This is a genomic window from Jeotgalicoccus coquinae (genome assembly GCF_014207425.1).
GTDB classification, from domain to species: Bacteria; Bacillota; Bacilli; order Staphylococcales; family Salinicoccaceae; genus Jeotgalicoccus; species Jeotgalicoccus coquinae.
Window position 1 is genome coordinate 440,974 of sequence record NZ_JACHFF010000001.1, and the last position, 12,782, is coordinate 453,755.

At 41.1% G+C, this 12,782-nt stretch carries 16 protein-coding genes; 11 read left to right on the forward strand and 5 right to left on the reverse strand.

Annotated features, from left to right (window positions below; genetic code table 11):
• Positions 1–45: 45 nt before the first annotated feature.
• A complete protein-coding gene (locus HNR41_RS02205; protein WP_184281281.1) occupies positions 46–945 on the reverse strand; it encodes a COX15/CtaA family protein in 900 nt (299 codons plus the stop codon).
• A gap of 317 nt (positions 946–1,262) precedes the next feature.
• Here HNR41_RS02205 and cyoE point away from each other — a divergent pair, with 317 nt between their 5' ends.
• The 7 genes from cyoE (at position 1,263) to HNR41_RS02240 (ending at position 7,815) form a co-directional block, all read left to right on the forward strand.
• Positions 1,263–2,183 carry a heme o synthase gene (gene cyoE / locus HNR41_RS02210; protein ID WP_184281283.1) on the forward strand — a complete coding sequence of 307 codons (921 nt, stop codon included), beginning with the start codon at positions 1,263–1,265 and terminating at the stop codon, positions 2,181–2,183.
• Between the two features lie 30 nt (positions 2,184–2,213).
• Positions 2,214–3,347 carry a cytochrome c oxidase subunit II gene (gene coxB / locus HNR41_RS02215; protein WP_184281285.1) on the forward strand — a complete coding sequence of 378 codons (1,134 nt, stop codon included), beginning with the start codon at positions 2,214–2,216 and terminating at the stop codon, positions 3,345–3,347.
• Positions 3,348–3,349: 2 nt separating this feature from the next.
• Complete coding sequence (locus HNR41_RS02220; RefSeq protein WP_184281287.1) at positions 3,350–5,269, forward strand: cytochrome c oxidase subunit I; 1,920 nt, start codon at positions 3,350–3,352, stop codon at positions 5,267–5,269.
• A complete protein-coding gene (locus tag HNR41_RS02225) occupies positions 5,269–5,895 on the forward strand; it encodes a cytochrome (ubi)quinol oxidase subunit III (RefSeq protein WP_184281289.1) in 627 nt (208 codons plus the stop codon). The genes HNR41_RS02220 and HNR41_RS02225 overlap by 1 nt, the downstream gene beginning before the upstream one ends.
• Positions 5,896–6,237 (forward strand): cytochrome C oxidase subunit IV family protein, encoded by a 342-nt coding sequence (locus HNR41_RS02230; protein ID WP_184281291.1) that lies wholly within the window; start codon positions 5,896–5,898, stop codon positions 6,235–6,237.
• Between the two features lie 139 nt (positions 6,238–6,376).
• Positions 6,377–7,336, forward strand: a complete 960-nt coding sequence (gene ctaG / locus HNR41_RS02235) for a cytochrome c oxidase assembly factor CtaG (protein ID WP_184281293.1) — start codon at positions 6,377–6,379, stop codon at positions 7,334–7,336.
• Between the two features lie 11 nt (positions 7,337–7,347).
• Positions 7,348–7,815, forward strand: a complete 468-nt coding sequence (locus tag HNR41_RS02240) for a DUF420 domain-containing protein (RefSeq protein ID WP_184281295.1) — start codon at positions 7,348–7,350, stop codon at positions 7,813–7,815.
• A gap of 54 nt (positions 7,816–7,869) precedes the next feature.
• Here HNR41_RS02240 and HNR41_RS02245 read toward each other — a convergent pair whose 3' ends face one another.
• Positions 7,870–8,238: a YugN family protein gene (locus HNR41_RS02245; protein WP_184282835.1), complete on the reverse strand. Its 369-nt coding sequence runs from the start codon at positions 8,236–8,238 to the stop codon at positions 7,870–7,872.
• Positions 8,239–8,364: 126 nt separating this feature from the next.
• Between HNR41_RS02245 and HNR41_RS02250 the strand changes: the two genes are divergently transcribed.
• Entirely contained in the window at positions 8,365–8,802 is a 438-nt protein-coding gene (locus tag HNR41_RS02250) for a YlbF/YmcA family competence regulator (RefSeq protein ID WP_184281297.1), read from the forward strand.
• A 79-nt stretch (positions 8,803–8,881) separates the two neighbouring features.
• On the opposite strand, the gene HNR41_RS02255 is transcribed toward HNR41_RS02250, so the two are convergent.
• On the reverse strand, positions 8,882–9,802 hold the full coding sequence (locus HNR41_RS02255) for a glycerophosphodiester phosphodiesterase family protein (protein ID WP_184281299.1): 921 nt from the start codon (positions 9,800–9,802) through the stop codon (positions 8,882–8,884).
• An 87-nt stretch (positions 9,803–9,889) separates the two neighbouring features.
• Here HNR41_RS02255 and HNR41_RS02260 point away from each other — a divergent pair, with 87 nt between their 5' ends.
• Positions 9,890–10,153 carry a DUF2129 domain-containing protein gene (locus HNR41_RS02260; RefSeq protein WP_184281301.1) on the forward strand — a complete coding sequence of 88 codons (264 nt, stop codon included), beginning with the start codon at positions 9,890–9,892 and terminating at the stop codon, positions 10,151–10,153.
• A 1-nt stretch (position 10,154) separates the two neighbouring features.
• Here HNR41_RS02260 and HNR41_RS02265 read toward each other — a convergent pair whose 3' ends face one another.
• The gene (locus HNR41_RS02265) at positions 10,155–10,526 is read right to left on the reverse strand and encodes a DUF7147 family protein (RefSeq protein ID WP_184281303.1); all 372 of its coding nucleotides are present in this window, start codon (positions 10,524–10,526) and stop codon (positions 10,155–10,157) included.
• Positions 10,527–10,553: 27 nt separating this feature from the next.
• On the opposite strand from HNR41_RS02265, the gene rsmD reads away from it, so the two are divergent.
• Positions 10,554–11,126, forward strand: a complete 573-nt coding sequence (gene rsmD, locus HNR41_RS02270; protein ID WP_184281305.1) for a 16S rRNA (guanine(966)-N(2))-methyltransferase RsmD — start codon at positions 10,554–10,556, stop codon at positions 11,124–11,126.
• Between the two features lie 8 nt (positions 11,127–11,134).
• Entirely contained in the window at positions 11,135–11,626 is a 492-nt protein-coding gene (gene coaD, locus HNR41_RS02275; protein WP_184281307.1) for a pantetheine-phosphate adenylyltransferase, read from the forward strand.
• Here the strand turns inward: coaD and HNR41_RS02280 are convergent.
• Positions 11,613–12,746, reverse strand: coding sequence for a nucleotidyltransferase (locus tag HNR41_RS02280; RefSeq protein ID WP_184281309.1), 1,134 nt, complete (start codon positions 12,744–12,746; stop codon positions 11,613–11,615). The two genes, coaD and HNR41_RS02280, sit on opposite strands and share 14 nt — an antisense overlap.
• Positions 12,747–12,782 lie beyond the last annotated feature (36 nt).

Below are 12,782 nucleotides of genomic sequence, written 5' to 3' on the forward strand. Positions count from 1 at the left end.
AATATAAAAAATCCGTCAATCTTTTGATTGACGGATTTTAAAGTATTAATCTTTATTTCTCGATAACAGCATAATGAAGTAGCAGAGCAGTCCGAACAGCAGGGTAATAAATAATGCATGGAATAATGCAACGAAAATATTAACCATTGTAAAGACAGACAGCATTCCGGTAATTACCTGCATCATCAGGAGTGCGAATGCAATAATCCAGCAGTTCTTAATAAGACGGGAATCACTGTAATTACGCAGTACGTGGATGAGTATTAACAGCATCCATATCGCAAGTATGCCTACAAGGAATCTGTGTCCCATCTGTACAGCCTGATAAAAGTTTCCGGGCATTATTGCTCCCGGCATACAATGCGGCCATTCTGTACAGGCAAGTGATGAATCTGTGTGTCTGACCAGTGCTCCGCTGTAGATAACAAAATATATGTAGATAGTCAGTAATATCGTGTTGTATCTTAAGAAGGGACTGACATAAATTTTGCGTTCATGCTGTCCGTAAGAGACTTCAAAAATCAGTAATGTAAGCAGGAGTACTGCAGCAAAACAAATTAATGAAATACCAAAATGGGCTGCCAGAACGAAATCGCCTTCCCAAATACCGATTACAGCTGCTGCACCAATCAATGACTGGATCAGAATAAAGCTGAGTGATAAGTAAATAAGGAATTTGGCTTCCCGGACATGACCAATCTGTTTCCAGGCCATATATCCTAATATTAACAGGAATATAATAGCAACGCCTGAAACTCCACGGTGTGCGAGTTCAATAATCGTGTCGAGCGGCCAGTCTTTTGGAATAAGCTGTCCGTGACACAGCGGCCATGAATCTCCGCAGCCGTCTTCAGAACCTGTTTTTGTAACAAGTGCGCCACCAATCTGTACGAAGACCATAATCAGTGTCGTAATAATTGCTACAACTTTTAAATTTCTATACAAATGCAACACCTCAAACAATCGCGTTTCTGTTCGCTATACAAATAATAAATATATATTAGAATAACGTTCTTTGCAATGTGCAAAGTTTTGAATAGCTCTTAACAATTTATAAAACTATGGTAAAATTAACTAGTGTAGAGATTCATACCATACTCTTCTGAGTATAAAGCAGATTCCGTTTCATATGAGGCATATTGATGAATAATTCATGAACAATGCAAAAAGTAACAATTTTATTTCAAATATGTATAGAAAATGTGACCGGGATAATCTATTATTAAAGGTAAATGTGTTTGTTTATGAAAGGGGGCGTATAGATGCACAGTGATGTATACCAGCAAGAGGTACATCAAACAGCACGCAGTAAAGATTTGAAAGCAATTAAAACACTCATCAAGGATGGCATAATTAAAGCGAACTTAATACCTGCATTCGCAGCTGGTTTTCTTGCTGTTATGTATTATAACATTTCATTTTTCGAAGCAATTCCTGTCATGCTGTTGATGCTTCTAGGTACGACACTAGTCATCGGAGGCGTTTGTGCCCTTAATAATTTCTATGACAGAGATATTGACAGACTGATGAAGTCGAAACAGGAAAGACCGAGTATTGACGGAACATTTTCAGGAAAAGAGATTCTTACAATCGGATTTACGATGGTCGGAATCGGCCTGATAATGTTATTTTTAATCAATCCTACTGTCGGTGTTCTAGGGTTAACCGCAGCGTTTGGTTATGCAGTTGTATATTCGATCTTTGCCAAACGACATCTTGTCTCAAACACAATTATAGGAGCAATTCCTGGAGCAATGCCTCCGCTAATAGGCTGGGCGGTTTTTGAGCCTAATCTACATATTTTAGCGTGGGCGATGTTTATCGTAATGTTCTTATGGCAAATGCCTCATTTCTATGCACTTGCTATAAGACGCAGTGATGAATATAAAGAAGCCGGCATTCCAATGCTGCCTTCAGTGAAAGGGAATGTTCGCACTAGAAACTCCATTATTTTTTGGGTGACACTTCTTTTGTTCACACCACTGATGACGTTTGAACTCGGTATCTGGTTTGTTGCACTGACAACTGTACTTAATGTTATCTGGTTCTATTTAAGTGTTAACCAGTTCAAACGGATTACGGACTATAATCGCTATGCCGGGCGAATATTTGTCTTTTCTCTCAACTACCTCGTGATATTTTTCGTCATGATTATCGTAGCCGGCTTACTTGTGAATATTTAAAAAGTAAATGAATGAAAGAGGGGTCTAACAATGAATTTAAGTTTTCTTAAAGGTAAGGCACTATTATTAGTTTCTGCACTTACTCTTTTCCTTGCCGGTTGTGGTACGAATGAATTAAGTACCTTAAGACCTGCAGGTGAAGTTGGACAAGAACAGTTTAACTTAATGGTACTATCAATCATTATTATGCTGCTTGTTATTGCAGTAGTTACTGTATTGTTCACTATCGCAGTATTGAAAAGCCGCAGAAGTAAAAAGGGTGAGGATTTCGAACCAGCTGATGTTGCCGGAAACCACACACTTGAAGTTATCTGGACATCAATTCCGATTCTTCTGCTTATCGTATTATCTGTCCCGACTGTTTACTATGTATTTAAACAGGCTGATACTGAAGCAATGACTGATGCTGACGGCAATGTAAACGCCGAAGAAACAGTTATCAACGTCAGAGCTTACCAGTACTGGTGGGAATTTGAATATCCAAACGAAGAAGTTGTAACAGCTCAGGAACTTGTAGTTCCAACTGACCAAAAAGTTTACTTCAACCTGCAGGGTGCAGATGTTAAACACTCATTCTGGGTACCGGCAGCAGGTGGTAAAATGGATACTAACATCGATGGTATCAACAGCTTCTACTTAGTATTCGACGATGATGCATCTCAGGAAGCAGACCGTTTATTCTACGGTAAATGTGCTGAGCTTTGCGGACCGTCCCACGCACTTATGGACTTTAAAGTAAAAGCGTTGCCTGAAGAAGAGTACGATCAGTGGCTTGCAGATATGAAAGCAGTTGAAGAACCTGTACAGGCTTCATCTGAAGATGCACAGCGCGGAGAAGAAATCTTCAATAACTCATGTATGGGTTGTCACGCAGCTACACCGACAAGCCCGGGTGCTATGGGTCCTAACTTAACGAACTTCGGTGACCGTGATTTAATCGCCGGATTCCTGGAGCACGATCAGGAAAACCTTGAAGCATGGATTAAAGATCCGGAGTCATTTAAACCGGATAACAAAATGGCAGGAACTTACGAATTAACTGACGATGAAATTCAGGCAGTTGCATCATACTTAATGGAACTTAAAGTAGAAGAAGGTTCAGGCGATGTTTCGTCATTAAGAGAACCCGCTGCAGATGAAGAGTCAGAAGAGGGGGGTAACTAGGAATGTCTCAGGCAACAGCACAAAAACGCGGTTTCTGGTCGGTAATCTGGGATTACATGACAACCGTTGACCATAAGAAAATTGCTATACTTTACTTGATTGCTGGTGGATTCTTCTTCGTACTCGGCGGTATTGAAGCAATGCTGATCCGTATTCAGCTTGCAGTGCCGAATAACGATTTCCTTTCAGCAGGACTGTTTAACGAAGTAATTACAATGCACGGAACAACGATGATATTCCTGGCAGCAATGCCGCTGTTATTCGCGTTTATGAACGCTACGGTACCACTTCAAATTGGTGCACGTGACGTAGCATTCCCGTTCTTAAACTCACTGGGTGTCTGGCTGTTTATCTTTGGTGGTATCTTCCTTAACCTTTCATGGTTCTTAGGCGGAGCACCGGATGCAGGTTGGACAAGCTACGCATCACTGTCAATTGCATCACCTGGACACGGGGTTGACTTCTATGCACTTGGACTTCAAGTCTCAGGGGCAGGTACATTAATATCAGGTATCAACTTCGTAACAACAATTATTACGATGAGAGCACCTGGTATGACGTATATGAGAATGCCGCTTATGACATGGACTACACTTGTTGCAGGTGTACTGATTGTCTTCGCATTCCCACCATTAACAATTGGTCTATTCCTATTAATCTTTGACCGTATGTTCGGTTCCAACTTCTTTATTGTGGAAGCCGGCGGTAATACTATTATCTGGGAGCACTTATTCTGGATCTTCGGTCACCCGGAAGTTTATATTTTAATCCTTCCGGCATTCGGGATATTCTCTGAAATATTCGCAACATTTGCCCGTAAACGTCTATTCGGTTATTCGGCAATGGTATTCGCAACAGTGCTTATCGGTTTCTTCGGATTCATGGTATGGGCACACCACATGTTTACAGTTGGTCTTGGACCGACAGCCAACGCTATTTTCGCATTGGCAACAATGGCAATCGCAGTACCGACAGGTATTAAAATATTTAACTGGATCTTTACAATCTGGGGCGGAAGCATAGAGTTTACAACACCTATGATGTACGCATTAGCATTTATTCCTTCATTCGTTATGGGTGGGGTTACAGGGATTATGCAGGCGGTTGCTCCAGCAGATTACCAGTACCATGACTCGTACTTTATCGTAGCTCACTTCCACTACGTAATCGTAGGCGGAGTAGTATTCGCATTACTTGCAGGCCTTCACTATTACTGGCCGTTAATGTTCGCTACGATGTTAAATGAAAAATTAGGTAAAGTAACATTCTGGTTATTCTTTATCGGTTTCCATATGACGTTCCTTATCCAGCACTTCTTAGGGCTGTGGGGAATGCCGCGTCGAGTATTCACGTACTTAGATGGACAGGGATACAATGCAGCAAATATGATTTCAACAATCGGCGCATTGTTCATGGCACTGGCTGTTATCGTATTAGTAATTAACATCATTATGACACTGGTTAAAAATGAGAAAGTCGGACGGGACCCTTGGGGTGACGGACGTACACTTGAGTGGTCACTTCCACTTCCGGTTCCGTATTATAACTTTGCTCAGATTCCGCTAATTCGCGGACTTGACGCATTTTGGATTGAGAAGAAAGAAGGTAATGGAGAGATGCTTCCGGCTGAATCGCTTGAAGATTTCCACATGCCGAATAATTCAATCATTCCATTTGTAATGTCATTCGGACTATTCGTTGCTTCATTCGGTGCACTTTACTTTGCTTCAGGCAAAGAGTGGGCAATCGATGCAGTAGCAGACTTACCGGAAAAACCTTGGGCATTCTGGGTACTTGTAATCGGACTTGCAATTACATTTATCTCAATGATTACACGCTCATTCAAAGATGACCTTGGTTACTATGTAACTAAGGAAGAAGTATTGAGAGATCTTGAAGAACGAGAAAGGGGTGCAAAATAATGGCTGAAATGAAATATAATGTCCCTAACGAACAGTGGCCTGAGCACCCGGAGACAGCAACACTCGAAGGTAAGAATAAATTCGTCGGTTTCTGGACTTTCTTAGGCGGAGAAACTGTACTGTTCGCATCATTATTTGCGACTTACCTTGCACTGAAAGACAGTGTGCCAAGCTCTGATCATCTGCTTGCAGCTGATCTGTTCCACCTTGAACTTGCATTTGTCATGACGATGTTATTACTTACATCGTCACTGACAAGTGTGTACGCTGTATACCACATGCGTAATAATAATTTCAGTAAAATGCAGTTATGGTTAGCCGTAACAGTATTACTTGGCGCAGGGTTCCTTGCACTTGAAATTTACGAGTTCTATGAATATGTACATCTTGGTCATACATTCAGATCCAGTGCATTCGGTAGTGCATTCTACATTCTGATCGGTACGCACGGTTTCCACGTAATTATCGGTCTGATCTGGATTACGGGTCTTATTATCCGTAACGCAACTCGCGGTTTATCAGTATATACTGCAGCTAAAGTAAACACTGCTGCGCTGTACTGGCACTTCATTGACGTTGTGTGGGTATTCATCTTCACAATCGTTTACCTGTTAGGAGTGATATAAATGGCAGAATTAGAAGTTAAATCAATGACGGAAACTCAGCTGAGAAATCTTCGACGCCAGCGAACGAAAGAAATGCGTCTGCAGCTTACAGGCTTTGGACTTATGATTTTCTTAACATTCATGGCATTTGGAATGGTGGCACTGGACTTTGATCCAACATTCATTATGGGGGTTGTAATGCTGTTTGCATTCATCCAGGTTATTCTTCAGTTCTACTACTTCATGCATATGAAAGATCAAGGGCATGATTTCGCTAAACTGTTTATGATCGTAGGAATGTTCTTTGCAATTTCATTCTGTGTAACATTCATTTATATCGTATGGATCGGTTCACCGATCTAATACTGAAAAAGATGGCCTCTTTCGGAGGTCATCTTTTTTTTGGTCAACACTTTGTCACTTTGTGTGTTTTTATCGCCTTGAGTTATAAAGATAATAATTTTATACTAGAAGTAATAAGGTCAAATTTAAGGTGGTACGGATGGAAAATATAACTTCAATTAAAATTTTTGGTTTCATGGCAAACTGGAGTCCCTTTTTCCTGACTTTCATTATTCTGCTTACGGCAGTATTTTTTCTCGTAACGACGAGATGGTACAGGGAATTTGAAGGCGGGCGTCCGCTGACAAAAAGAGAGGGCACTCTGTTTGCAGTCAATATGATTTTACTGTATGCGATGTACGGTTCGCCGGTCGACCTGTTAAGTCATATATTATTTACATTCCACATGTTGCAGATGGCTTTCGTGTTGTTCTTAATCGCACCACTTGTATATTTCAGCATTCCGGAATATCTGCAGAAATACTTAGTATCGCTACCGGTAATCGGTCCGGTACTCAGACTGGGAGCTAAAAAACCATTATTTTCACTGATGCTGTTAATTGCTGCTTTTTCAATCTATCATCTGCCGGTAGTAATGGATAATCTGAAGATGAGCTCAACTCTTCACACGCTTGTATTGGCTATTATGTTCCTGACAGCTGTAATGGCCTTTTACCCGATTTTCAACAAAGTTGAGCCGGAAGAGAAACATATGGGCGGATTGTTTAAACTGCTTTATGTATTCGGTATCGGGGCATTTGTAACACCGGCATGTGCATTGATTATCTTTGCGAGCTCACCGATGTATGCAACATTTACGGAAGGTGAAGCATGGCTAAGTGCAATGGAATTATGTGTTCCGGCAGGTATTCTTGACAGTATTGCCGGTGCCGGAATGATATCAGGTCCTGAATACTTTACTAATACTACGCCGCTGATCGACCAGCAGACAGGCGGAATTATTATGAAAGTTCTGCAGGAAGTATTTTTTGGTATTATGCTTGCCCACATATTCTTCAAATGGTTTAATGAAGAGCGTAAAAATGAAGACCAGATTACAGAGGCTGCTTTAGTTAAAGCACAGGCACAAAAAGAAATGGATAACCGCTTTAGAGTATAGGAGGAAACATCTTGGACATATATTTTATTCTGCCGACGATAAGTACGTCATTTATTGTCCTTAGTGCGATATTTATGGCGATAGGAGTTTATCATATTAAAAAGGGCAATGTGCAGACTCATGAGAAATTCATGACATTTGCTGCGATTTCCGCTTTATCATTTTTCGTTATCTACATATCGAAAACAGTATTTCTCGGGAATACGCAGTTTGGCGGCCCGGATTCATTGGAAATCTACTATGTTATTTTCCTTGTCAGTCATATTATACTGGCGACAACAGGCGGTATTTTTGGAGCAATCCAGGTATTTACCGGTAAGAAGAACAAACTGCGCACACACAGAAAATTTGGTATGACAGCAGCGACAATCTGGTCGTTTACTGCAATTACCGGAATTATGGTTTACATCATTCTTTATATTTTATACCCGGGCGGAGAAACGACCGGTCTGTGGGATGCAATATTCCACCAGAATTAATAAAAACCCTCTTACAGATTAATCTGTAAGAGGGTTTTTATTATGTAGCAGCGTTTATTGGTGATAAGCTGCAATTTCAGTTAATTCTTTGCTGATTGCTCTGATTTTACTGATCGCATGTTCAACGATGCGTTCAGGGAATACTTCGTCACTGCCGTATTCAACGCCTGTCGGATAGTAATGTTTACCCATGTAAGGGTCCATTAACTGCATTGTTGCATTGTTTGCACCAACATCTCCGTCTACAGCATATCCAGGAAAACGTAAGTAATAAATACCTTCAGGAATTTCGTATTTATAATCGAAAGTCATACGCTCATAATCCCAACTGCCGCCAAGAACACAACCATTGTGGTTCATAATATCCTGCAGTGAGCCTTGTGGAATGACTACATTTTCAATACCTGAGTTTTCAAAAACCATCATTTTGCCCCCTATCATTTATCCATTACCCTAATTTTAATCTATTACAATACCAGTTGCAAATGGTATTTATCATATAGTAACAAATGTATCAATATGATAAAATGATTGGGGAGAGGTGATTATATGATAATGAGTACAGATTTTGAAATTATGGATTCACTAGACTCTCTAAACGATATGATTACTGAGACAGAAGAGTATATAAACTACTGTAACTATAAAGCTCTCTTGGAGACTGATGAAGAAGTCAGCGGCATGATTAAACACTTTGCGCGTTTAAAAGAAGATTTTACCGACGTTGAACGCTTTGGTAAATATCATCCTGATTTCAGTAAGAAACGAAAAGAGATCAACCAGTATAAAAAAGCATTGGATATGCATCCGATTATTATGGAATACAGAAGAGCGGAATTTCAGCTGCAGTCACTGCTGGATGAAGTGCTTTTCATTATCGGCCAGTCGGTCAGTCCCCATGCAAATATCGTCAGCAGCAATCCATTTTTCTCAAACAGTTCGAACAGCGGCTGTGCAACAGGCGGAAGCTGCAGCTGCGCAGGTTAATATATATTTCCAACACGCATCCCGATGGGTGCGTGTTTTTTGTACAAAAAAAGACCCGCAGTTATACGGGTCTGATTTATCAGTATCTGTCTTTTAAAAGGTGGTAGCTGATGTCCGGATAGTCGGTAACAATTGTGTGTGCACCTTTTTGAATGAGTTCATCTATCTTATCCATCTTGTTAATGTTCCAGTATCCTACTGCAATGTTCAGACTCGTCAGGAACCCGATAAAACGGCTCGTGTCGAGACGGATACCATTGTATTCTGTCGGAATCTGGAATGTATCTGCTGCAGGTTCGTACATGTGACCGAATCCGGCGCGGTGCATGAAGAATGCACGGCTCACCTGATCGACGCCGGCACCCAGTGCTACAGAGTCTTCAGCGTACAGGTTAAACTGTTTAATCTGTGCATCGTGGAAACTTGTAATAAGCACACGGTCTTCAGCGCCGAGCTCGGTAATTAAGCGGTAGAGAAGACTCGGAACGAGACTGCCTGCATATGATTCGGGATCATCTTTAATATCAATATTAATTAACGTGCCCGGATATTCTTCAATCAGTTCGCGGAGTGTAACGATTTTAGCTTTATCGTGTCCGCGGTAAGGGTGGTTGCCCTCAACGTCAGTGAAGTGATAGCCGAAATCAAGTTCTTTTAAGTCATCAAGAGTTAAATTGCTTACTTTACCTGCACCGTTTGATGTTCTGTCTACATATGCGTCATGGAAAACGACAATCTCTTCATCTTTTGTCAGACGGATATCGATTTCGAATCCCTCAACATTGAACTCCGATGCTTTGTCAAAAGCGATGCGTGTATGTTCAGGCGCAAGCCCCATACCGCCGCGGTGTGCGAAAATATACGGTGAACGCTGTTTGAAGTATGGTTTGATATCGCGTACTTTCGTTTCTTTCATTACCTTTGTTCCTGCCCAGAGGCCGAGTGTCAGACCGGTTGCGACGCCGACTGCTGTTGCCATTCTTTTAATACATTTTGCCATATTGGAAACCTCCATGAGATATTCATTTAAAAAACATATAAGATATATGTTATTATGATTCTAAAGATTTAGATAGGTGGTCAGTCAATGATAGTCAACCGAATTGGTATATATGTTTATTTTAAACAAAATAAATTCATTCGACAATTGAAACGGCACGGACATTTAATTTATGTGAATAAAACTAAAAAATATGTCCTTCTGTATGTCGATGAAGCCGATCTGGATAAGACACTCGGAGACCTTGGCAAACTGAAGTTTGTCACTGATATCGTCATGAGTGAGTATCCGAATATAAAACGCGAGTATCATACTGAAGATAAAGAAAAAGAAGATTATCGCGTTATATAGTTTATGTCATCGGCATAATCAGATGATTCAATCTTAAAATTCCGGTTAAATACTGGTAGAACTGTTCACGTTCGTAAAAGTCTTCCGGTGATTTCGTTGAGAATTCCACGATGCTCAGATGTTTATCCTCACACCATGATTTTATTAACTGATATTTTTTACCCTGGCCGTCTTTATAGGCGATGCCGTTGTAAATAGTATAAATTGCCTGCAGGTCCTGTTCAACAGGTTTCATAACCAGCAGGAATGTTGCAGGTGATTTTTCATTGTTTAAAAATATTGCGTGCTGGACACGTTCATGATTATATTCAATCAATGCCTGCAATTCAAATATTTCGTGGTAACCTTCACCCATAGTGATGAATTTTTGCATGTAATCAACTCCTATAAATTATAATATATGACCAGAGAGCCAAATGAAAGGGCAATACTTATGAGAATTATCAGCGGGAAATATAAAGCGAAGAAACTGCATACGTTAAAATCAAACGATACACGGCCTACAAGCGACAAAGTACGCGAAAGTGTATTCAGTATGCTTGGAGACGTTGAAGGGGGCGTACTGGACCTGTTTGGGGGCACAGGCGGTCTTGCGATTGAAGCGCTGAGCCGCGGAGCTGACAGGGCGATGATTATCGACGGCGCAGGCGATGCGATTAAAATAATAAAAGAAAATACTAAAGACCTCGATGAACCGGTGGAGATTTTCAGAAATGATTACCGCCGTGCATTAAAAGCGATGGGGAAACGTGAAAAATCATTTGACCTGATCTTTCTGGATCCGCCTTATAATAAGAAACTCATCGATAAAAGCCTCGAACTGATTTCAGAATACAGTATTTTGAATGACGGCGGCAGAATTGTTGCCGAAGCAGGTAAAAATGAAACATTTGCACATCCCGGATTTGAAATCGTTAAGGAAAATGATTACGGTTCAATTAAAGTATGGATGCTTATTAAAGAAGGAAAGTAGGGAGTATTGTGGCAAAAGAAAAAATAGCAGTTGTACCGGGGAGTTTTGATCCCATTACATACGGCCATCTGGATATTATAGAACGTGCATGTAAGATTTTCGATAAAGTATACGTGTCAGTATTAAGAAACTCGTCGAAGCAGGGATTATTTTCGCCGGAAGAGCGCATCGGTTTAATTTCCGGTGTAACAAAACATCTGGATAATGTAGAAGTAGTACAGTTCGACGGACTTTTAATCGATTACTGCCAGCAGGTCGGAGCGGATGCAATCATCAGGGGACTTCGTGCAGTCAGTGACTTCGAATACGAAATGCAGCTGACGAGCATGAACAGAAAGCTCGACAGCCAGATTGAGACCATGTATATCATGACAAATAACAATTACTCGTTTATTTCATCGTCCATCGTTAAAGAAGTGGCAAAATACGGCGGCAAGATCGAAGATATTGTTCCGCCGCTGATAGAAGATGCTCTAAAGAAAAAATTTAACGAACAATAATCACCGGTGTGTTGAAATCATTTTTCTTTGAACCGGTAAAAGTATTATAAACTTCCGTGGCCGTCACTTCATGTGACACGAGGTCACGGTTTTTCTTATTTACATTAGTAATAATGCTGACGGAGTCGAGCGATTTTAAATATTTCTGTCCGTTTCCGGTCATACCGAGAATGCGCACGCTGTCGGATGGGACATACTGCGCCATTACATCGTTCGTAATATTCAGCAGAATCGATATCATCAGTCTGCTGAGGCGCGTCCATGTATAGCGCTTTGTTTTTACTGCTGATAAAAATTCGGCGTAACTGTCTGAACTGCGGACTTTATCTTTCAGGCGGTGTTCGAGACCTTCCGTCATCATATAGATGTTTTTAAGTTCTCCCGGAGAACGTGTAAGAATTACAGCTTTCAGCGTTTCGTAAAAATCTTCGTTCGAAGCGAGGTGTGCCGACATCATCTGATTGACCAGACTTTCAGGCATAAATTTGGCAGCTTCTGTCGTATCGCCGCTAAACAGTGCAGCACGGAGACTCGTTGCACTCGAAAACTCTGAGCTGGATAACGATGCATCACTGTAGTTGTTGCCGATACGTTTAATCGTCCCGGGTTTAATAGATGACTGTAATTCATTCACAGCATTAATATACGCAATACCGAGCGTATCGTTCGGTGAAGCGAGCAGTGTATTATCAGCAAGCACACTCATTGCGCGCGGATAGCTGTATCCCTGTTTCAGTAAATCATTGAATTCCGGAGAATCGTGAAGACTGCGGGATTCGTGTGCAGCGCTGAGCAAGGTGTCGATATTACCGGATTCGCTGCCGAAAACAAGATCAGTCGTCCGAAGCAGGCTGGCAATGCGGACGCCGCCCCGTGCGAAATCATCTGCAGAACTGACCGCATTTAAAAACGGCAGCTCCGCAACGAGATCGACGTGCTGAAGCGCGGCTTCTGTCCGCGTAAACTTATCCGTAATGGCGATTTCGCCGCGCTGTGTAAAGCTCCCCGACATAATCGCGACCGTCACATCAGGCTGCACAAGTTCCTTCGCTTTCTCGATATGATAAATATGTCCGTTATGAAATGGGTTGTACTCTGTAATTAAAGCTAAAATTTTCATACATAAACCCCCGATAAATGTTATACTAAGTGTATC